Origin of the sequence: Protofrankia symbiont of Coriaria myrtifolia, assembly GCF_900634755.1 — a bacterium.
GTDB lineage: Bacteria > Actinomycetota > Actinomycetes > Frankiales > Frankiaceae > Protofrankia > Protofrankia coriariae.
This window is the reverse complement of the sequence record NZ_CAAAFS010000277.1, coordinates 1-20037: the sequence shown is the minus strand read 5'-3', so window position 1 is coordinate 20037 and position 20037 is coordinate 1. Positions and strand designations below refer to the sequence as shown.

Annotated in this window: 18 protein-coding genes, 1 tRNA gene and 2 pseudogenes; 18 read left to right on the top strand and 3 right to left on the bottom strand. The window is 69.5% G+C overall.

Annotated features, from left to right (window positions below; translation table 11 throughout):
* Positions 1-260 precede the first annotated feature (260 nt).
* On the top strand, positions 261-1418 hold the full coding sequence (locus tag CM1CMNOD_RS15505) for an acyl-CoA dehydrogenase family protein (protein ID WP_131774057.1): 1158 nt from the start codon (positions 261-263) through the stop codon (positions 1416-1418).
* Between the two features lie 133 nt (positions 1419-1551).
* Here CM1CMNOD_RS15505 and CM1CMNOD_RS15500 read toward each other — a convergent pair whose 3' ends face one another.
* Positions 1552-3180, bottom strand: coding sequence for a flavin-containing monooxygenase (locus CM1CMNOD_RS15500; protein WP_013874542.1), 1629 nt, complete (start codon positions 3178-3180; stop codon positions 1552-1554).
* 23 nt (positions 3181-3203) lie between these two features.
* A complete protein-coding gene (locus CM1CMNOD_RS15495) occupies positions 3204-3755 on the bottom strand; it encodes a cupin domain-containing protein (protein ID WP_206437663.1) in 552 nt (183 codons plus the stop codon).
* Between the two features lie 419 nt (positions 3756-4174).
* On the opposite strand from CM1CMNOD_RS15495, the gene CM1CMNOD_RS15490 reads away from it, so the two are divergent.
* From CM1CMNOD_RS15490 to CM1CMNOD_RS15455, 8 genes and pseudogenes are all read left to right on the top strand, one after another.
* Positions 4175-5401, top strand: coding sequence for a cytochrome P450 (locus tag CM1CMNOD_RS15490; protein WP_013874540.1), 1227 nt, complete (start codon positions 4175-4177; stop codon positions 5399-5401).
* A complete protein-coding gene (locus tag CM1CMNOD_RS15485) occupies positions 5398-6489 on the top strand; it encodes a hypothetical protein (RefSeq protein WP_013874539.1) in 1092 nt (363 codons plus the stop codon). Before CM1CMNOD_RS15490 ends, CM1CMNOD_RS15485 begins: the two co-directional genes overlap by 4 nt.
* A 178-nt stretch (positions 6490-6667) precedes the next feature.
* Positions 6668-8197, top strand: a complete 1530-nt coding sequence (locus CM1CMNOD_RS15480; RefSeq protein WP_206438079.1) for a class I adenylate-forming enzyme family protein — start codon at positions 6668-6670, stop codon at positions 8195-8197.
* A pseudogene (locus CM1CMNOD_RS24110) lies at positions 8194-9002 on the top strand (enoyl-CoA hydratase/isomerase family protein). The gene CM1CMNOD_RS15480 and the pseudogene CM1CMNOD_RS24110 overlap by 4 nt, the downstream one beginning before the upstream one ends.
* A 75-nt stretch (positions 9003-9077) precedes the next feature.
* Positions 9078-9821, top strand: coding sequence for an SDR family NAD(P)-dependent oxidoreductase (locus CM1CMNOD_RS15470; protein ID WP_050803567.1), 744 nt, complete (start codon positions 9078-9080; stop codon positions 9819-9821).
* The gene (locus CM1CMNOD_RS15465; RefSeq protein ID WP_013874536.1) at positions 9818-10834 is read left to right on the top strand and encodes a phosphotransferase family protein; all 1017 of its coding nucleotides are present in this window, start codon (positions 9818-9820) and stop codon (positions 10832-10834) included. The genes CM1CMNOD_RS15470 and CM1CMNOD_RS15465 overlap by 4 nt, the downstream gene beginning before the upstream one ends.
* Positions 10828-11283, top strand: a complete 456-nt coding sequence (locus CM1CMNOD_RS15460; protein WP_013874535.1) for a hypothetical protein — start codon at positions 10828-10830, stop codon at positions 11281-11283. Before CM1CMNOD_RS15465 ends, CM1CMNOD_RS15460 begins: the two co-directional genes overlap by 7 nt.
* The gene (locus CM1CMNOD_RS15455) at positions 11273-12211 is read left to right on the top strand and encodes a PDR/VanB family oxidoreductase (RefSeq protein ID WP_013874534.1); all 939 of its coding nucleotides are present in this window, start codon (positions 11273-11275) and stop codon (positions 12209-12211) included. Before CM1CMNOD_RS15460 ends, CM1CMNOD_RS15455 begins: the two co-directional genes overlap by 11 nt.
* A gap of 217 nt (positions 12212-12428) precedes the next feature.
* On the opposite strand, the gene CM1CMNOD_RS15450 is transcribed toward CM1CMNOD_RS15455, so the two are convergent.
* A tRNA-Asn gene (locus CM1CMNOD_RS15450) sits at positions 12429-12501 on the bottom strand.
* A gap of 289 nt (positions 12502-12790) precedes the next feature.
* Here CM1CMNOD_RS15450 and CM1CMNOD_RS15445 point away from each other — a divergent pair.
* The 9 genes and pseudogenes from CM1CMNOD_RS15445 to CM1CMNOD_RS15405 all read left to right on the top strand — a co-directional run.
* Positions 12791-13090, top strand: coding sequence for a hypothetical protein (locus CM1CMNOD_RS15445; RefSeq protein ID WP_013874533.1), 300 nt, complete (start codon positions 12791-12793; stop codon positions 13088-13090).
* A 169-nt stretch (positions 13091-13259) separates the two neighbouring features.
* Entirely contained in the window at positions 13260-13631 is a 372-nt protein-coding gene (locus tag CM1CMNOD_RS15440; protein ID WP_013874532.1) for a winged helix-turn-helix transcriptional regulator, read from the top strand.
* A 255-nt stretch (positions 13632-13886) separates the two neighbouring features.
* A complete protein-coding gene (locus CM1CMNOD_RS15435) occupies positions 13887-14981 on the top strand; it encodes a PaaX family transcriptional regulator (protein WP_237702806.1) in 1095 nt (364 codons plus the stop codon).
* A pseudogene (locus tag CM1CMNOD_RS15430) lies at positions 14978-16569 on the top strand (replication-associated recombination protein A). Before CM1CMNOD_RS15435 ends, CM1CMNOD_RS15430 begins: the two are co-directional and overlap by 4 nt.
* 285 nt (positions 16570-16854) lie before the next feature.
* Positions 16855-17376, top strand: coding sequence for a DUF948 domain-containing protein (locus CM1CMNOD_RS15425; RefSeq protein WP_013874529.1), 522 nt, complete (start codon positions 16855-16857; stop codon positions 17374-17376).
* Entirely contained in the window at positions 17376-17666 is a 291-nt protein-coding gene (locus CM1CMNOD_RS15420; protein ID WP_013874528.1) for a DUF6167 family protein, read from the top strand. The genes CM1CMNOD_RS15425 and CM1CMNOD_RS15420 overlap by 1 nt, the downstream gene beginning before the upstream one ends.
* Positions 17667-17726: 60 nt before the next feature.
* Complete coding sequence (ruvX, locus tag CM1CMNOD_RS15415) at positions 17727-18221, top strand: Holliday junction resolvase RuvX (RefSeq protein WP_013874527.1); 495 nt, start codon at positions 17727-17729, stop codon at positions 18219-18221.
* Positions 18218-19402 (top strand): endolytic transglycosylase MltG, encoded by a 1185-nt coding sequence (mltG, locus tag CM1CMNOD_RS15410; protein ID WP_013874526.1) that lies wholly within the window; start codon positions 18218-18220, stop codon positions 19400-19402. Before ruvX ends, mltG begins: the two co-directional genes overlap by 4 nt.
* Positions 19399-20037, top strand: a 639-nt coding sequence (locus CM1CMNOD_RS15405; RefSeq protein ID WP_431607662.1) for a shikimate dehydrogenase family protein, incomplete at its 3' end; no start/stop codon positions are given. The genes mltG and CM1CMNOD_RS15405, both read left to right, overlap by 4 nt.

Below are 20037 nucleotides of genomic sequence, written 5' to 3'. Positions count from 1 at the left end.
GTTTACTCGCAACGGTCCCACGGCAGGATCCTCCGGATGGTAGGTGATGAGTGGCAATGCGTAACGCCAGTCGCCGCTCACAGAGCAGACAGCACTGGAAGCTATCGCCGTCGCATCCCGCTCGCTCGATCACCTCCTTCTCGTCGTTTGTTCGCGTGACCAACCGGGCCCGCCCTCGTGGACGGTGGGCCCGGTTATACCTGAAAGGGCCTTCGCACCTGCCTGGCCGCACCATCTGGGACAGCGCTGGGAGGCGCCACATGACAGGGACCTTCGCACCCGTCCGAGAGCACGACGCGGAGTTGGCCGCGTTCACCGAGATGGTCCGGACGTTCGTGGCACGTGAGATCACCCCCCACCACGCCCAGTGGGAGAGCGACGGGATCGTTCCGCGGGAACTGTGGCGTAAGGCCGGCGCGGCCGGGTTGCTGGGTCTCGGGCTTCCGGCCGAGTACGGCGGCGGCGCGAGCTATCGGTTCAACGCGGTTGTCGACGCCGAGCTTTACCACGCCGGCGCCACCGGGCCGGGATTCACGGTCCACAACGACGTCTGCGGACCGTACTTCGCCGAACTGGCCACTCCTGAGCAACTGGGGCGCTGGGTGCCGGGCATGACGTCGGGTGAACTCGTGGCCGCGATCGCGATGACCGAACCCGGAGCGGGCAGCGATCTGCGGGGCGTCCGGACGAGGGCGACACGAACCCCCGGCGGATGGCTGCTGAACGGCGCGAAGACCTTCATCAGCAACGGCATCCATGCGGACCTGGTCATTGTTGTCGCGCAAACCGGGTCGGACGGCGACGCCGGCCTGAGCCTGCTGGTCGTCGAGCGTGGGATGGCTGGCTTCGCGCGCGGCCGCAACCTCGGCAAGGTCGGGCTCCACGCACAGGACACGGCTGAGCTGTCGTTCGACAACGTCGCGGTCCCGGACGCGAACGTGCTCGGGCAGCCGGGCAGGGGGCTGCGCTACCTGATGGCGAACCTGGCGCAGGAGCGGCTCACCATCGCCGTGCAGGCGGTCGCGGCAATGGAGGGCGTCCTGGCGGACACCCTCGACTACGTCAGGACGAGGACCGCCTTCGGCCAGCCGATCGGCCGGTTCCAGCACAGCGCGTTCCTGCTCGCGGAGCTGGCCACCACGGTGAAGGCGGCGCGGGTCTTCGTCGACTGGGGGGTGGAGGAGCACCTGGCCGAAAGCCTCGGTGCCGACACGGCCGCCGTGATAAAGCTGCACACCACCGAGGCCCAGCAGCGTGTAGTGGACAGGTGCCTGCAACTGCACGGGGGCTACGGCTACACCACGGAGTATCGGGTGGGGCGGGCCTGGGCAGACGCCCGCGTACAGACAATCTATGGCGGTACCAGCGAGATGATGAAGGTTATCATCAGCAGGGGGCTCGGGCTGCACAAAACGTGAGAAGCCGATGCCCCCGGATATCCGCAGTTCCCGCGCCGTTCACCATCCGATGCGCAGAACATGAAAAACCGGTGCCCCGCCCGAATCCTCCCCGGGCGGGGCACCGGTTTTACCGGGCGGCTCTACCGGGCGGCTATGCTGGTACGGGCGACCTGCTCAGGGTGAAACCGGGGAAGCCGCCGTCGGCCTCCTTGTCGACGGCGGCACGATAACTGCCCAGGCCGCCGAGGTAGCACAGTGTGCTGGGTTTCTTGCCGGGCACGTTCGCCCCGAGAAACCACGGCCGGTCTCCCATACCCTGCGGCAGGAGAGTGGCGTTCAGGATCGTGTCGCACTGCTCCGACCAGGCCCGGGCGGCTTCCTCGGTGGCCTCTACTCGCTCGGCGCCCTGCTCGATCGCGTGCGCCAGCAGTTTGCCGATCAGCTCGACCTGCGTCTCGATCACCGGTGGATGGCTCGCGAACGGTGCCTGCGGCCCGAGGATCGCGAAAAGATTCGGAAAGCCTGGGGACGCGATGCCCAGCAGGGCCTTCGGGTCCTGTGCCCACTGCTCGGCGATCGTCCGGTCCCCGACCCCGTGCACGTTCATGCTGGCAAGCGGTCCGGTGATCGCGTCGAAACCGGTCGCGTAGATGATCACGTCGAACTCGTACTCCGCGGTCCCCGTCCGCAGGCCCGTCGGGGTGATCTTCTGGATCGGATCGTCACGGACGCTGACCAGCGTCACGTTGGGCTGGTTGTAGGTCTCGTAGTAGAAGTTGCCCAGCGGAGGACGCTTCCCGCCGATCGGGTGCGTCTTCGGGCACAGCAGTTCGGCGGTCGCGGGATCCCTGACGATTGCGCGAATCTTGCGCCGCACGAACTCCGAGGCGGCGTCGTTGACCCGCTGGTCGACGAGCATGTCGTCGAAGGTCTCGAAGATGTAGTGGAAGCCGCCGGCTTCCCAGCCGGCTTCCAGGACGCGTTCGAGCTCGGCGTCGTCGACCTGCGCGCCGAGGCGGTTCGCCGGCTCCATTGGGAAGGCGAACACGTGGTTGAACGTCTTCTCCCAGACGTTCTCGAAGTCACGCCGCAGCGCCTGTTGCTGTTCCGGGCCCAGCGCGTGGTTGCGCCCAGGTAACGCGTAGTTCGGGGTGCGTTGGAACACCGTCAGATGCTCCGCGACCTGCCCGACCGACTGGATCACCTGGATGCCGGTCGCGCCGGTGCCGATGACAGCCACGCGCCTGCCTGCGAAGTCGACCGGCTCCTTCGGCCACTGCGACGTCACGTACGACTCGCCCTCGAAGGAGTCCGCGCCCGGGAACGGAGGCTTGTACGCGATGCCCAGCCAGCCCAGGCCGGTGATGAGCCACCGGCTGGTGATCTGTAAACCGTCCCCGGTGGTCACTGTCCAGCGGTTGGTCGCCTCGTCGAAGTAGGCGCCGTCGACCCGCGTGGAGAAGCGGATGTGCCGGCGCATGTCGTGCTTGTCCGCGACCGCCCGCAGGTATGCCAGGACGTCGGGCTGAGCGGTGTAGCGCTCGCGGAAGTCCCATCGCTGCCACAGCTCACGGTCGAACGAGAAGCAGTACGCCCAGCTCTCGGTGTCGGTGCGGGCACCGGGGTAGCGGTTCCAATACCAGGTGCCTCCGACGTCGTCGCCGGCCTCGAACACCTGCATGCTCAGGCCGAGCTGCCGCAGCAGGTGAATGGTGCGAAGCCCGGCGAAGCCCGCGCCGACGACGACGGCATCGACTTCCGGGAGAGTTTGCGTAGGCATTACGCCATGTCCTTTCTTGGTTTTCAGCGGCCCTGGGCGGGCTGCTGGGCGTCCAGGATCACGTAGGCCAGCGTGGCCGGAATTTTTCCGTGGTTGCGCCACCCGTGCCTGGCGCCGTTCTGAACCACGCACGTGCCCGGGGGGAGGTGAATCTCGGTCCCGTTGTCGAGTTCCACCCAGAGGTCGCCCTCGATGACGATGACGTAGTCGATGCTCCTGGTCTGGTGCATTCCGGGAGCGTCGGGCTCGAACACGCCGAGCAGCCCTGGCACCTTCGCTTCGGCCTCGGCGACCTGGGACTCGAGGGTTGCCGCGTCCGCGCTGGGCTCGTGTGGTTCGGCACCTGGTTCGGCACCGTCCTCCGGCGGGAGGCGAAACAGTCCGAAACGTGTTCCGCCCGGCCCGGGGAAGAAGGCCGCGTTGTCGGGCTTCGGGTCGCTGAGCGGGCTGCTGAGCGGGCCCTCCGTTCCCCACACCTGGAACATCTGGACACCAGGCATGATCGCCAGTTCGACGGGCGGCAGCGGCGCGTCCTCATGGGCGACGGAGGTTCCCGTGCTGTCGACGCCGGTCACGACGCGTCTGATGGAAAGAGTCATGGTGGGTACTGAGCCTTCCCTGTAACGATTGGTTACTTTTTGTAATTGACGGCGGCAGTGTCCGTGGTGGTCGCCAGGCGGTGCGGTGGTGCTCGACATGGAGGATCGTGAGGGCGGCCCGGGCGATCAGGCTGATCCTCCAGAGGCCGGGACCGATGGTGCGCGGGGCGGGGAAGGCGCTCCGGGCCTCCTCCCTTGTCTGTCACGGCAGGTAGCTGTCACAGAAGGTAGTTGATCTTTGTGGGGAAAGGCTCACTGTGATATGGATCGCACTCGAGGGGGAGTCGGTCGGCGCGAGGGATTTGTGCGCGGCTCCAGATCGTGCGCGTCGCGGCCGTCGAACAGCCGACCGACGGCGTGCCATTCTCGTGCTTTCCGAGAACCTGGAGAGTTCGATGCCGACCGCGTACGATCCCACTGATCCCATACAACTGCGCGATCCTTATGCGATATTCGCGGAGCTGCGCACCGCCGGCGGTGTGCATTGGTGCGAGCCGCTGTCGGGCTGGATCGCGGTGGACTGGGCCAGTGTTCAGACCGTGGTCACGACGCCGGTGGTGTTCTCGGCGAATCGTCTCCTGCCGGTGCACGAACGGCTCTCCGAAGAGAACCGTGCGACAGCGGCCGACGTGCTGCGCTGGTTGTCGCTGTGGATGGTGTTCCAGGATCCGCCGAACCACACCCGGCTGCGCCGCTACCTGTCGACGGTCATCAATCCTCGCATGGTGGAGTCCCTGCGGACGTCGATCACCGAGATCACGTCGGACCTGTTCGACGGCCTGCCGAAGGACCAGCCGGTCGACTTCTTCACCGAGATCGCTCTTACCCTGCCGGGTTACGTCGTCATGGATCTGCTCGGCGTCCCGCGCGACCGGCTGGCCGAGGTCAAGCAGTGGTCGGACGAAATGATGCTGTTCATCGGCAGCTCGCGAGGCGTCGACAACAAGTACGAGAGAGCTCGGCACGGCGCCTGTTCGATGGCGGAACTGTTCCGCGAACTGATTGACGAACGCCGGGTTCGCCCGCACGACGACGCCCTCACCCGCATGATCACCACCGAGGTCGACGGCGAGACGCTCACCGAGGACGAGCTGATCGCGAGCATGATGATGATCGGCAACGGGGCGCAGGAGACGACCGCTCACCTGTTGACCAACGGCCTGATCGCCCTGCACCAGCACCCGGACATCGCCGCCAAGCTGGCGGCTGACGTCGACGGGCTGATCGTCCCCGCCGTGGACGAGTTCCTTCGCTTCGACTCGCCGGTGCTGTCCACCGGGCGCCTGCTCGCCACGGATACGGAACTCGGGGGGCAGCGCCTGAAGGAGGGCGATCGGGTCTTCGCGATGCTCGCGGCCGCGAACCGTGATCCTGGCGTCTTCGCATCGCCGGACGAGATCGTTCTCGAGGGCCGGGTGAACGGGCATCTCGCCTTCTCGAAGGGTGTGCACTTCTGCCTCGGCGCGCCGCTGGCACGCCTGGAGGGGCAGATCGCGTTCAGGCACATGGTGGAGCGATTCCCCCACCTGCGGCTCGCCGAGCCCCTGGACACGATCCCGTGGACGAACTCGCTGGTCAGCCGCGGGCCGCTGCGGCTGCCGGTCGTGCTCGAGGGCGCGTGAGCACCCCGCTCGTCCCGCTTGACGACGCGTTCGTCCACGCGGCTCCATACCCCGTCTCGCACCCGCCGACCTCCGCGTCGAACGATCCGCGGTTCTTCGAGCGGTACTGGAACGTGTGGCACGACGACACGGGCGACCTGCTGCTGGCCGTGGGCGGCAGCTGTTACCCGGTCCTTGGCCGGGTCGAGTCGTACGCGATCGTCAACTTCCGCGGTGACCACCGCTCGGTGCGGTCCTTCCGACCGCTGTCGCCGGAGCAGGCGGACCTCACGGTGGGCCCGATCCGCCCCACGATTCTCACGGGGCTCCACCGCTGGCGGCACGTCCTCGAGCCGGGGGAGTGGGGCTTTTCCTACGATCTGGAGTGGACCGACACCCGCCGCCCGACGTACGGCGCCGCCTGGGGGCCGCCGGTAGCTTCCGGTGAGCGACAGGTGACCGTCGGATTCGAGAGCTTCGGCCAGGTCACCGGTTGGGTTCAGGTCGGTGGCACCCGGGTGGACTGGGCGCCCGGCCAGGCGCACGGCACCCGGGACCGCCACTGGGGCGTCGGCCGGGGTGTCGGTGGTCCGGCACTCAACGGCGGGCGCGTGCACCGGCCCGGCTGGAAGGGCGGCATCTGGATCGACCTGCACGATGTCGGCCTCTGGGGCAGGAAGCTGCTCTACGGCTTCGACGACCCTCGCCCGGGCAGCGGCTCCGTGCACAGGATCGAACGCCGACTGCGCTTCGAACCCGACACGCACCTGTTTCTGGCGGGAGTCATCGACCTGACCTTCGACGACGGCACCCACCGATCCCTGCGCCTCGAGCGGTTGGGCAACCAGACCGCCTTCATGCGCTGTGGCTTCTACGGCGGCACCCCCGGCGCGGGGCTGCATCCCGGTGCGTACAAGGGCCCAGAACGGACCGAATGGGACCGATTCGACGTGAATGACCCGCACGTCCGCCTCGCTCTGCGGGGGCTGGACGAGCACCACTGCGCAGTCATCGACGGTACGAGAGCAACGACGGGCATCCTGCAACCGGTCGAGCCAGACGCGTACGAGGCCTGTCGTGAGGGTCGGCCCGGTTGGGCCCTGTGGTGACGCGGCTTTGGTGACGGGCGGCTTTGTAACCCGGAACAGGGATCTCAATGGTGCGACCCTCGTCACGGCTTCCGTTCGTGGCTACCGTGCGTCCTCACCGAGCATGCGTTCGGACGGATCGGAGATCAGGAGATCACCCGTGAGCCTGAAGTACGACTTATCGTTGATGTGCCCGGATGTGATCACGCATAATGCGCGGGTCAGCGGGGATATGGTGGCCGCCGTATTCGAGGACGAACGACTCACGTGGCGCGAGCTTGACGAGCGGACGAACCAGTTCGCCAACCTGCTGCGGGCGGAAGGGCTCGACAAGGGTGACAAGGTCGCGCTGTTCATGCCCGCGTCGCTGAACGCGTTCATCGCGTTCTGGGGAAGCGCGAAGGCCGGATGCGTGACGGTGCCGTTGAACATCATGCTCGACGGGGAGTCACTGGTCCGCCTTGCGGCGGATTCCGACGCGGTCGTTCTGGTCGCCGATCCGGAAACCGAGCCGATCATCGACTCCATCCGCGCGCGGTTACCGCTGATCGGCGGCTCCCACTGGCTCACGTTCGGCCCGGCCCATGACCACTGGCGGTCGCTCCCGGATCTGCTGGCAGAGTCCCCGGTCACGCCGTGCGGAGTGAAGATCGACCCGTTCGACATCATCACCATCCTCTACACCTCAGGGACCACCGGACACCCGAAGGGCATCGAGCACACCCACGTCAGCCGCATGATGTACCCGTACGGCTTCGCGATGGGACTGAAGATCGACCGCTACTCGGTCGCCGTCCTCGGCACGCCCCCGTACGCGTCCGGAACCTGGATCACGATGATCCCGACGATGTACCGGGGCGGAACGGTCGTCATCCTGCGCAAGTTCACCGCCCAGGCATTCCTGGCAGCCGTGGAGCGCGAGCGCGGCACCCACGCCTTCCTCGTCCCCACCCAGTGGATCGCCATCCTCGAACACTCCGAGCTGCGCAACCACGACGTGAGCAGCCTGCGCTGCATTGTCACATCCGGTCAGCCGATCGCCGAGAAGACGTACCACGCGCTGGAGGATGCCTTCCCGGGCGCCGGCATTCACGAGGTGTACGGCTTCTCCGAAGGATTCGCGACCCTGCGGCTGCCGGCGGACGCGGTCCGTGGCAAACGCATGTCGGTCGGCAAACCCCTGATGCTGGAGGACATCCGCATCATCGACGAGACCGGCGCGGAACTTCCCCCGGGCGAGAGCGGTGAGATCGTGGTGCATTCGATCGGGATGATGACCGGCTACTACAAGAATCCCGAGCTGACCGAGGAAGCGACCTGGACCGCCCCGGACGGTCGCGGCTTCATGCGGACCGGGGATATCGGCCATCTGGACAAGGACGGTTTCCTGTATGTCTCGGGCAGGCTCAAGGACATGATCAAATCTGGTGGTATCAACATCTTCGCCGTGGACGTCGAGCAGGTCTTCATGCGCCATCCGGACGTCAGCGAGGCCGCGGCCATCGGCGTGCCGCACCTGAAGTGGGGCGAGACGCCCCTGGTGGTCGTTATCCCGCGCTCCGGCGCGGAAGTCGATCCGGAGGAGCTCCGGCAGTGGGCCAACGAACGCCTGGCCAGGTACCAGCGCGCCAGCCATGTCCTGGTCCGCGGGGAGCTGCCGCGCGCGGTTTACGGCAAGGTCGCAAAGGCCGAGCTGCGCAGGGAGTTCGGATCGGGGGCCGGGCTGTGACCGACATCCGCTACCCCGACTACGAGAGCCTGGAACTCGACTGGCCCGAGCCGCACGTCCTGCGCGTGACCCTCAGCCGCGGCAGGATGAACTCGCTCGACTTCCAGATGCACCGGGACCTGAGCTCGATCTGGCGCCTGATCGACGAGGATCCCGAGGTGTCCGCCGTGGTCCTCGCCGGAAAAGGACGGGCATACAGCGCCGGTGGCGACTTCGACATGGTGCAGCGCATCATCGACGACTACGACTTCCGCTGCCAGATGTGGAAGGAAGGCCGTGCCCTGGTGCGGAACATGCTCGACTGCGGCAAGCCCATCGTGTCCGCGATCAGCGGAGCGGCGGCAGGCGGCGGGCTGGCCACCGCGCTGCTGGCGGACGGAGCGTCGCAGGCCGCACCGCCAAGCTCGTGGACGGGCACACCACCCTGGGCGTGGCCGCCGACGACCATGCGGTCGCGATATGGCCGCTGCTGTGCGGACTGTCCAAGGCGAAGTACTACCTGATGACCAGCGACGCCATCACGGGCGAGGAAGCCGAACGCATCGGCCTTGTGACGTTCTGCGTCGACGACAACCTGGTCGACGAGCATGCTCTGCACATCGCGTCCCGGCTCGCCTACGGGGCGCCGAGCGCGATCCGCTGGACCAAGCAGTCGCTCAACAACTGGGTTCGCGCCGCATGGCCCTCGTTCGAAGCCTCCCTGGCGTTCGGAATTCTGGGCTTCACCGGACCCGAGGCGACCGAAGGCCTGGCCGCTCTGCGCGAGAAGCGCACACCGAACTTTGTCCAGCGTTCCTACATCTGAAGGCGAGCGTGACATGCCCAGCACAGCGGTGGCCCCCCGCGGCGGCCGGCCCTGCCCCTCAACGAACGCACCTACATCGTCACGGGCGCCGGCGGCGGCATCGGCGGTGCCGCGGCGGCCAGGCTGCTCCGGGTGGGTTCGAACGTCGTCGCGGTCGACCTGAGCTCGCGTCGGCTCAACGGCACGATCGAGTCCACCCGTGGGCTGCCCGGAACCCTGCGGACGATCAAGGCCGACGTGACCTCCGAGGCGGGCGTTCAGGAGGCAGTCGACTTCGCGGTGACGGAGTTCGGCTCGGTGCAGGGTGTGGCGAACGTCGCCGGCGGGATGGTCAACATCAACCGTGACGTCTACGACGTGCCGCTGGAGTCCATCTCGTTGGACAGCTGGGTGCAGATGTACGCGCTCAACGTGAACAGTGCCTTCCTGATGTGCCGCGCGCTGGAAAAGCACTTCGTCGCGCAGGGCTACGGAAAGATCGTCAACGTGGCCTCACTGGCTGCCTTCGCCAACCGTCTCGAACTCGGTAACGCCGCCTACAACTCGGCCAAAGCCGCGGTGGTCGCGTTCACCCAGAGCGTCAGCGTGCAACTGGGCCGTCAGGGGATTCGGGCCAACTGCATCGCCCCGGGGCTGGTCCTCAGCGACCGGGTACGCGCGTGGATCGACGACGGATACCTGAACCGGCACCTCGAGTACACGGCGCTCGGTGACGTGCCCACGCCGGAGGACCTCGGCGAAGGCATCGCGTTCTTCCTCGAACCCCAGTCCGATGCCATCACCGGCGAGACCCTGCGGGTCGCAGCCGGCGTCCGATGACCCGACCCACCCTTCCTCAGCACGCACCGGCCCAGCTGGCCGCTCGCGTGCGGGAACTGCTGCGTCCGCGCCTGCCGGAGGCCGGGGAGGTGACCCTCTCGGAGCCGGTGCGGGTCTTCGGCGGGAACGCCCGCATCGCGTGGGCCTGCGACGCCCGCTGGACCTCGTGCCGGGACGCTCACGCGGACCGGCACGAGGAGCCGTTGATCCTGCTCGTCCGTGCCCCCGGCTCGCAGGTACAGACCGACCCGGCACGCGAGTTCGCGGTACTGGACGGGCTGGCCGAACGGGGCGTACGGGCACCGAAGGTGTGGGCGCACGACCCGGACGGGCACCTGTTCGGAGCACCCGCGGTGCTGCTCCAGCGGCTGCCGGGCCGGACGGACGCCGTGGAGTACCTCTCGGCCGACACCGAGCAGGGCCGCGCGCGAACCCTGGACCTGGCCCGGGCCGCGGCCGAGCTGCATGCCGTCACACCGGCCACCGGGACCGATGAACCGCAACCGGCCTACTGGCGCGCACGATTCGAGGACTGTCGCCTTGAGCCGTACCCGGCGCTGTCCTGGCTGTACGACTGGCTTGACGACAACGCCACCCCACCCGCGCGACCAGCGCTCGTGCATGGTGACTTTCGGCCGGGCAACGTCCTCTACGAAGGCGACCGCATCGTCGGTCTGCTGGACTGGGAGATGGCGCACGTCGGCGACCCGGTCGAGGACATCGCGTGGGCCTACCACGCCCTGTGGAGCCCGCAGCGCTTCGTGCCACTCGAGGAGTTCGTCGCGGCGTACGAAGCGGCCGGAGGCACACCTGTCACCGGAGCGGCACTGCGCTGGAACCGCGTCTTCTGCGAGGTCAAGTACGCCACGATCAGCCTGCAGGCAGCCCGTGCGGTCATCGACGGCCGTAGCCACAACCTACGGCTGATCGACCGAGCCCGAACCGTGATCCCTTCCATCCAGGCGTGCCTGGAGTGGATCGCAGCCAGCAGGCCGTTGGAGACGTCATGCTGAGGCCAACCCCCGGCGAGTTGCTCGAGGGGCTTCGCCGTGAACTTCGCGACGAGGTTCTGCCTGCCGTGCCCGCCGGGTCCGCCGCCCGCCAGCTGCGCGCGGCGATCCATGTCCTCGGCAGGCTCGCGGACACGTGGGATGCGCAGCATCACTATCTGGAAACGGACAACGTCGACCTGGAAGCGACGCTCGCCAGCCTCGCCCGGCTCGCCGGTGTGCAGCGCACGAGGCAGCCACCCCGACCGCGGCCCGTGCCGGGCGTCACGGATCGCGGGCTGAGCGATCTCATCGCGCGCAACGAGTCACTGCAGAAGGAACTCGAACTACTACAGAGCCAGCACCGCGCCGCCGGGCACGAGGACGAGGATCTCGGCCGCGTCCTCTTCGAACTGCACCGGCGGCGGACGAACCGCGCAGCAGCCGCCGCAGGAGTAGCTCATGACCGATGACACTCGCGAAGTCGTGGTAACCGAGCGAGTCCAGCACGCCCACGACGTCGTGGGACTCACCTTCGCCGACCCCTCCGGCGCCGCCCTCCCCGGCTGGCAGGCCGGCGCACACATCGATCTGCTGCTGCCCGAGGGACGCGCACGCCAGTATTCCCTGTGCGGCAGTGACGGGGCCTGGAGCATCGCGGTGCTCAACGCGCCCGACGGCCGTGGCGGATCTGCCTGGATCCACGACAACATCCGCGAAGGCGACGTGATTCAGGTCCGGGGCCCGCGAAACAAGTTTCCACTCGCGGCCGCGCAACGGTACGTCTTCATAGCCGGCGGCATCGGGATCACGCCGATCATCGCCATGGTCCGGGAGCTGGAGCGCCGGGAAAACCAGAACTGGCGGCTGACCTACGGCGGCAGGTCCCGCGAGTCGATGGCCTTTCTGCGCGAGATCGAGGGCAGGGGTGAACGTGTGAGCATCGCACCCCAGGACGAGACCGGGCTCATCGACGTCCCGGCGGCACTGGGCCAGCCGCGGATCGGGACCGCGGTCTACTGCTGCGGGCCAGAACCACTGCTCAGGGCGGTCGACCGGGCGTGCCGTTCCTGGCCACCCGGGACCCTGCACGTCGAGCGCTTCACCCCGGTCGAGGCTGACGGCACGGGCGATGAGCCCTTCGAGGTCGTGGCCGGGCGTTCCGGTGTCACCGTGACCGTTCCCGCTGGCGTTTCCGTGTTGGACGCGCTCGCCGACCAGGGCATCCACATCGCCACCTCGTGCGGCGAGGGCGTGTGCGGCACCTGCGAAACCAAGGTGTTGGCGGGCGAGGTCGACCACCGGGACTCGCTCCTGACCGAGGAGGAGCGCACCGCCAACACCGTGATGATGGTGTGCCGCTCGCGCGCACGCGGCGCACGGCTCGTCCTCGACGTCTGACCGCGGGGCCAGAAGCCTAGATCGCCTACCGTGAACGGTTTTGTGATCCACACCGCCCGAGCGGGACGATGCTCCGGTCGGCACGAAGACTTATTGATCAGTCCGCGGGGCAATCAAAGACCAAAAATCTTCACGGCTGGACGGGGTGAGACTGACGGCCAAAACGTCACCACTGCGGTGATCGCACAAGGCTTCGAGCCTCCGACCTGGGCTTGTGCTCCCGCGACAGGACTCGAACCTGTAACCTGCCGGTTAACAGCCGGACGCTCTGCCAATTGAGCTACGCGGGATCGCGACGCTCCAGACGATGACGTCGGGAGCATCTGACTGGGCAAGGTTACCTGAGGTTCGCGCGGATGGTTCGGCGGGGTAGTAAACACGGGTCGGTCGGCTGGTTGACCGTCGGCGTGCGGCCGCTCGGGCAGGATGGTCATGGTTGCGGGCGCCCTGCCTGTTGTTGTCCGGTGACGGCGGCCACCGGGTGTGGGTGGCGACCGTGCGCGGGCGCCGGCGGCCAGGAGCGTTCATGCGTTCGTGAAGGTCGGCAAGGGTGCACAGTGACACCGAGCGGGAGGCAGCATGCACGTCAGACCCGGTTTCATCGTCGGTTTCGGGCTCGGCTACCTGCTGGGGGCCCGCGCGGGCCGGGAGCACTATGACGCGATCATGCGTCAGGCGCGCGCGGTCCGGGAGCGTCCGGAGGTGCAGAGCGCGGCCGGAGTCGTCTCGGCCCAGGCGGGCAGCCTGCTGGAGCGGGCTCGCCGGACGCTTGGAAGCGTCACCGGCCGGGGCGAGCGGACGGCGCCGGCCACCGGCACCTTCGTCGGCACGGTCGAGGCGCACAGCCCGAACGGTTCCGGCGCGATCCGCACACCCTGACCACGGCGCGCGACATAGCGCGACACGGTACGTGATGGCGTGCGGCGCGCCATGTGGCAGCCCGTGATGCGTGTTGTGACATATTGCGTGACGGCGTGTGACGTAATATGTAACAACACGCGGAATAATACGTTACATTGTGTGATGATACGTATGACGGCGGGGTGGCATGGCACGTGACGGTGCGCGAGCGGACGCGGCCTCCCAGGGCGTGGCCGCGCTGGCCGAGGTGATCGACCTGCTGGGCAGGCGGCACGCGCTACCGGTGTTCTGGATCCTGCGGGACGGGCCGACGGCGTTCCGCTCCCTCGCGGCCCGGCTGGACGCCACCGAGTCGCACCTGTCCCAGCGGCTGCGTGAGCTGCGTGAGGCCGGGATCATCGAGGTGGACGAGGCAGGTGACTACCGGCTGAGCGCGCACGGACGGCGCCTGCAGGGCCTGCTCGAGCCCCTCGACGGCTGGGCGCGTCAGTGGTCCCGGCTCGGCCCGCGTGGGCGGGTGCCACGGGGATCGGCGACCCGCGGCCGCGGGGAGTCGTGACCACGGGCCGCCACGGGCCGCCACGGGCCGTCATGGCGGCGAGGAAGTACGACCGCGAATCCACGAGGTGTCGCGTCGCGCCGCGTCCGGCCTCAGGCCGGGCCGGGCCGGGCTGACGGGACGCGCGGGCCCGCCGGACCGGAGCAGCTCCGGCAGCCGGTCCGCCCGACAGGCCTCGCGAACCCGCCGGACCTGTCGGTTCGGCATACCGGCGCGTGGCAGCTCTGGATGTATCGGCTCGTAATATCGTCTTCCGTGGTAATCACCGGACCCGTCGTCACCCGGGACCATACGTCCAAAGTCGATCTTCCGCGCTTCCGGCTCGGCGCCCAGCCGCAACGTCTGCTCATGACCCTGCTCGGCGACTACTGGCACGGGTGCGAGGAGCACATACCGTCCGCGGCGCTGGTGCGTCTGCTGGCGGACTTCGACATCTCGACGGTCGGCGCGCGCGCGGCGCTCAGCCGGCTCGCGCGCCGTGGGCTGCTGGAGTCCTCGCGGGTCGGCCGCAACACCTACTACGGCCTGACCGGCCAGGCGGCCGAGGCGCTGCAGGACAGCGCCGTGCGCGTCCTGTCGTTCGGGCAGGCCGGAACCGGGTGGGACGGCAGGTGGGTCGTCGCCGCCTTCTCGCTGCCGGAGGAACAGCGTGACATCCGACATGCCGTTCGCAACAGGCTGCGCTGGCTGGGTTTCGCGCCGCTCTACGACGGCATGTGGGTCTCCCCCCGGCAGGAGGCGGAGGCGGTCATCCGGATGTTCGCCGAACTCGGCGTGCCCAACGCGACGGTCCTGACGGCGGTCGAGGCGACCGGGGTGGTCGAGACGGCCGGGACAGCCGGGACGGGCGGGATGAGCGCGATGGCCGTGGCGGTCGGCCCCAGACGACCGATCGAGGCCTGGGACCTCACCGAACTGCGCGCCCGTTACGAGGACTTCATCCGCACCCACACCCTCCTGCTCGGACGGATCAGGGCCGCCGACGTGGACCCGGCGGAGGCGCTGGTGGCCCGGACCGCGGTCCTGGACGCCTGGCGGCGCTTCCCCGGCCTCGACCCCGACCTGCCGCTGAAGCTGCTGCCGCCCCAGTGGCCGCGGGTACGGGCGCACGCCGTCTTCGCGGAGATATACGACGAGCTCGCGCCGTTCGCCGTCGACCGGGTACGGCAGGTGATCTTCTCGGTCGCTCCGGATCTCGCCGGCCTCGTCCGCCATCACACGGCCACCCGGCCGTCACCCGGTAGGCACGGCCGACAGGTACGGCTGACAGGTACGGCAGGCCGGCCCGTCACGCGCTGGGAGCGGCCGCCCGCCGCCGGGTGGCAGGGCCGGCATACGGTAGGCGGGTGAGCCTGTTCGACGCCGGGCTCGAGCAGGCCCTGGCGACGTCGGGTCCGCTCGCGGCCCGGCTGCGCCCCCGCACCCTCGACGAACTCGTCGGGCAGCGTCACCTGCTCGGCGCGGGCAGCCCGCTGCGGCGCCTGGTGGAAGGCGGCGGCACCACCTCGGTCCTGCTCTGGGGGCCGCCGGGCAGTGGTAAGACGACGCTCGCGCACATCATCTCCGGCTCCGGCGGGCGCCGGTTCCGGGAACTGTCCGCGGTCACCGCCGGTGTCAAGGACGTACGGGCGGTGATCGACCAGGCGCGGGACACGCTCGCGGTGTCCGGCGTCCGCACGGTCCTGTTCATCGACGAGGTGCACCGTTTCACCAGGACCCAGCAGGACGCGCTGCTGCCGGCGGTGGAGAACGGGCTGGTCACCCTGGTCGCCGCCACCACCGAGAACCCGTTCTTCTCCGTGGTGGCACCGCTGCTGTCCCGGTCGCTGCTGCTCACCCTGGAGCCGCTCACCGAGGACGACCTGCGCGTCCTGGTCCAGCGGGCGCTCGACGACCGGCGGGGGTACGGCGGCCGGCTGACGATAGACACGGACGCGGTCACCCATCTGCTGCGCCTGGCCGGCGGGGACGCCCGCCGCGTCCTGACCGCCCTGCAGGCCGCCGGCGACGCCGTCCTCGCCGCCGCGGCGACGGCAGGCCCGGGCCCGGCCGCCACCGCGGCGGCGGGCACCGGCGGCGACGGGTCGGGGCGGGTCGCCCGCCCGTCCGGATCGACCTCGCCACCCTCGAACGGGCGGTGAACCGGGCCGCGGTGCGCTACGACCGTGCCGGCGACCAGCACTACGACGTGTCGAGCGCGCTGATCAAGTCCGTGCGCGGCAGTGACGTCGATGCCGCCCTGCACTATCTGGCCCGGATGCTGGAGGCCGGAGAGGATCCCCGGTTCGTCGCCCGCAGGATGATCATACTGGCCAGTGAGGACGTGGGCCTGGCCGAGCCCGGGGCGCTCGGGGTGGCCGTGGCCGCCGCCCAGGCCCTGGAGATGGTGGGCCTGCCCGAGGCCCGGCTCGCGCTCGCGCAGACTGTGATCCATCTCGCGCTGGCGCCGAAGTCCAACGCGGTCATCCGGGCCGTCGACGCGGCCGTCGCCGACGTCCGCGCCGGGCGTGCCGGGCCGGTCCCGCCCCACCTGCGGGACGCGCACTACCCGGGCGCGGGCCGGCTGGGCCACGGCGACGGCTACCGGTACCCCCACGACCATCCGGGCGGGGTCGTGAGCCAGCAGTATGCCCCCGACCCGCTGGTGGGAGCGAGCTACTACCAGCCGAGCGGGCACGGGTTCGAGCAGCGGGCCGGGCAGCGGCTGGCGTTCCTGCGCGAGGCCCTCCGCGGCTCCGCCACCGCCAGCCCCGCGCCTGGCGGCGCCAGCACCGCCATCACTGCCACCACTGCCAGCGCAGCCGCCGCGCCCGCCGCCGGGGCTGTGGCCGGGGCTGTGGCCGGGGCTGTGGCCGGGGCTGTGGCCGGGGCCGCAGCCGGGGCAGATGTGGACGAGCCATCAGAGGCGAGTGACCACGAAGCCGGTCGCGCTCGGTAGGGTCACTCCAGGAACGTCGAGTTCGACGCTCCGTCGACCGTTGTCCGGGGGCTGTGGGTGCTCTCCCGCGGTGTTCCAGGGCCCGGGCCCGGCGGCGTGGGGAAAGATGACCCGCGTCGCCACCGGCCCGTCGGGGAGGGCCGTCGTCGCGGTGCCGGCGCGGCCGGTGTAGGGGGCCTGGTCGCGGAAATCCTGGACGTTCGGTCGCGCAGTTTGTCACGAATGTACGGCTTGTCACAAAGGTGTGGCCGGGTCACGGCCCCTGACAGCGGAGGCAGGGCACACATGTCCGGTGGTGCGATCGCGGGACTGATCGCGGCGGGGGCGTTCTCCGTGCTCGTCCTGTTCGGCTGCTACGTGTTGTTCAAGCTCGGGAAGATCTTCGACGAGGCAGCCGCCCGGGTCCGTCAGACCGGGCTGGCCATCGACGAGGGCACCGCGCGCGTGCGGCAGGCGGGTGCGACGGTGGACGAGGTGAACCAGGCGCTCAGCCACGTGAACAAGGAACTCGACCGGGTCGACGCCATCACGGCGAACGTACAGACGATCTCGACGAACATCTCCTCGCTCACGTCGCTGTTCGCGGCGACGGTCGGCGGCCCGGTCGTACGGGTCGCCGCGTTCTCTTACGGGGTCCGGCGGGCGGCGGCGAAGCGGGCCCGCGCCGACATCGAGTCACAGATCACGGCGGAGATCAAGGCGGAGCGGGCGGCGCAGCGTGCCTCCCGGCGGGCCGCCCGGCGGGCCGGCTCCGCCGCGCCGGCGGCCACGGTTCGCGGGGCCGACGTCGACAGCCGGAGCGCATGATGCCGCGGGTGTTCTACATCGCGCTCGGCGCGGCGGTGGGAGTGGTGACCGTGCGGCGTGCCGCCCGCGCCGTCTCCACCCTCACTCCGCAGCACCTTGCCGGGTCCCTCGTAGAGTCGGTGCAGGATTTCCTGGCCGACGTCCGGGAAGGGATGGCCGAGCGGGAGGATGAGCTTCGCCAGGCGCTGGGGCTGGATGACACCGGGCCGGACGACACCGGTGACGCGCGCGGTGCCGGCGGCCCGCCCGGCGCCGACGCCCCGGGTATCCCCGGTGCCCGTTCCGCGTGAGCGCGTCCCGGCATCGGCCTGGGTATCGGCCCAGGCATCGGCCCGCCCCGGCGGTCCGCGATGAACCGCCGGACGGGGGTGCATGTCGGTATCGATGTGGGCACAGTCAGAATAGGGGTCGCGGCCAGCGATCCTGACGCGAGGATCGCGTTCCCGGTGACGACGCTGCGACGGGGCACCCGGCTGAACAGCGATCTCGACGAGATTGCGATGATTGTGCGCGATCGTCATGCGGTGGAGGTCGTCGTGGGTCTCCCGACACGGTTGTCCGGTCTCCCGGGGCCGGCGGCCCGTAAGGCTCGGGAATACGCCGACCTGCTGGCGGCTCGCGTCGCCCCTGTCCCGGTGCGGCTTGTCGACGAGCGGCTGACCACGGTCGTGGCCCACCGCCGGATGGCCGAGCGTGGCCTGCGCGCACGGGACCGTCGCGCAGTCGTAGACCAGGAGGCAGCGGTGCAGATCCTGCAGTCCGCCCTGGACATCCCGCATGACGCGGGGGCGTCCGACGCCGTGGCCACCCGGCGCGAGCCGGATCGCCACGCGGACGACACGTGATCGGGGACGACCTCGACGAGCTGCTCGATGACACATCAGGCAGCCGGGCATCGTACCGCGGGCGACCCGCCGGTGGTGGCCGTGGTGGTCATGGCGGTCGCGGCGGCCGTGGCCGGGCTCGGCGGCGGGGCCGCACCGCGCCCAAGCTTATCGCGATCCTGGTGGTGGTGACCGTGGTCCTCTGCGGTGGGATCTACGGCGCGGGCAAGGTGATCGGACGCGTCACGGCCGGCGAGTCGGCGATCGACTATCCCGGGCCCGGTGACAGCTCGGTCATCATCCAGATCCAGGCCGGCTCGACCGCCCGGGACATCGCCCGGGTGCTCGCCTCCGCCGAGGTCGTGCGGACACCGGCCGTCTTCGTCAACGCGGCCGCGGCCGACGAACGGTCGCGTTCCATCCAGCCCGGCTTCTACAGGCTCAAGCAGCACCTGCGGGCGGCCGACGCGCTGGCCACGCTGCTCGACGTGAAGTCCCACACCCTGTTCCGGCTCACCATCACCGAGGGCATGACCGTCAAACAGGTGCTCACGACGCTGGCGGAACGCACCGGCCAGCCGCTCTCCACGCTCGAGGAGATCGTGAAGAACCCGGGCGAGCTCCAGCTGCCATCGTACGCGACCGGTGTCGAGGGCTATCTGTACCCCTTCACCTACGATCTGCGACCAGGCGCCTCCGCGACCGCCACGCTCAAGAGCTTCGTCGACAGGTTCAGGACGGAGACGGCCGCTCTCGATATCGAGGCGGGCGCGGCCGCGCTGGGGCGCACCCCTCAGGACATCATCACGATCGCCTCCATCATCGAGCGTGAGGTGAAGAACCCGAACGAGGGGCCGAAGGTCGCCCGGGTCATCTACAACCGGCTCACCGACACCTCCGGCCGGTTCCGTCGCCTCGACCTGGACTCGACCACCCGGTACGCCCTCAACGAGTACGAGGGCCCACTGACCCAGAGCCAGCTCGCCAGCAGCAACCCCTACAACACGCGCAGGGTGGCGGGCCTGCCGCCGGGGGCCATCTCCAACCCGGGGAAGTGGGCGCTGGAGTCCGCCCTGCACCCGGCCGACGGGCCGTGGATGTACTTCGTGTCCCTGCCGAGGTCGAACGTGACGATCTTCGCGACGACGGACCGGGAGTGGCAGGAGGCACTCGCCCGCTACCGCTCCGAGGGCGGGTCATGACCGCCAGAGGCCACCGGCCGCCCGCGGCCGTCGAGAGCCACCGGCCGCGAGCGGCCGTCGCGGGAATGCCGATAGCGCACTCACTGTCACCGGTGATGCACCATGCGGCATATCGCGCGCTGGGAATTGACTGGGACTACACCGCGGTCGCCTGCGACGACAGCGCGATCGGCGACCTGATCGCGCGGGTGCGCACCGAACCGGGCTGGGTCGGCCTGTCGCTGACCATGCCGCTCAAACGGGCCGTCCTGGCCTTCCTCGACCGGATCGACGACACCGCCGCGGCCGTCGGCGCCGTCAACACCGTCGTCGTCGAACGCGATGGCCAGCGTGACACCGGAGGTGACGTCCGGCGGGACACCGGACGCGGGACAGCCACCGGTGGGGGCGCCGACAGGGCTTCCACCGGGAACACCCGGGGGCTCATCACCGAGAGCGCTGGTGGGGGCGACGCCGGACCCGTGCGGCTGGCCGGCTTCAACACCGACGTCGCCGGAACGGCGCATGCCGTGACAACGGTCCTCGGCAACGGGCGGGCACCGCGCAGCCCGCTCGTCATCGGCGCCGGGGGCACCGCCCGGGCCGTGCTCGCCGCGCTCGCCGCGCTCGGCGCCGAGCGGGCCGACGTCCTCGCC

Coding starts and splice junctions, on each gene's coding strand:
- CM1CMNOD_RS15505 (WP_131774057.1), top strand. CDS start 261: ATGACAGGGACCTTCGCACCCGTCCGAGAGCACGACGCGGAGTTGGCC.
- CM1CMNOD_RS15500 (WP_013874542.1), bottom strand. CDS start 3,180: ATGCCTACGCAAACTCTCCCGGAAGTCGATGCCGTCGTCGTCGGCGCG.
- CM1CMNOD_RS15490 (WP_013874540.1), top strand. CDS start 4,175: ATGCCGACCGCGTACGATCCCACTGATCCCATACAACTGCGCGATCCT.
- CM1CMNOD_RS15465 (WP_013874536.1), top strand. CDS start 9,818: ATGACCCGACCCACCCTTCCTCAGCACGCACCGGCCCAGCTGGCCGCT.
- CM1CMNOD_RS15460 (WP_013874535.1), top strand. CDS start 10,828: ATGCTGAGGCCAACCCCCGGCGAGTTGCTCGAGGGGCTTCGCCGTGAA.
- CM1CMNOD_RS15455 (WP_013874534.1), top strand. CDS start 11,273: ATGACCGATGACACTCGCGAAGTCGTGGTAACCGAGCGAGTCCAGCAC.
- CM1CMNOD_RS15445 (WP_013874533.1), top strand. CDS start 12,791: ATGCACGTCAGACCCGGTTTCATCGTCGGTTTCGGGCTCGGCTACCTG.
- CM1CMNOD_RS15440 (WP_013874532.1), top strand. CDS start 13,260: ATGGCACGTGACGGTGCGCGAGCGGACGCGGCCTCCCAGGGCGTGGCC.
- CM1CMNOD_RS15425 (WP_013874529.1), top strand. CDS start 16,855: ATGTCCGGTGGTGCGATCGCGGGACTGATCGCGGCGGGGGCGTTCTCC.
- CM1CMNOD_RS15420 (WP_013874528.1), top strand. CDS start 17,376: ATGCCGCGGGTGTTCTACATCGCGCTCGGCGCGGCGGTGGGAGTGGTG.
- ruvX (WP_013874527.1), top strand. CDS start 17,727: ATGAACCGCCGGACGGGGGTGCATGTCGGTATCGATGTGGGCACAGTC.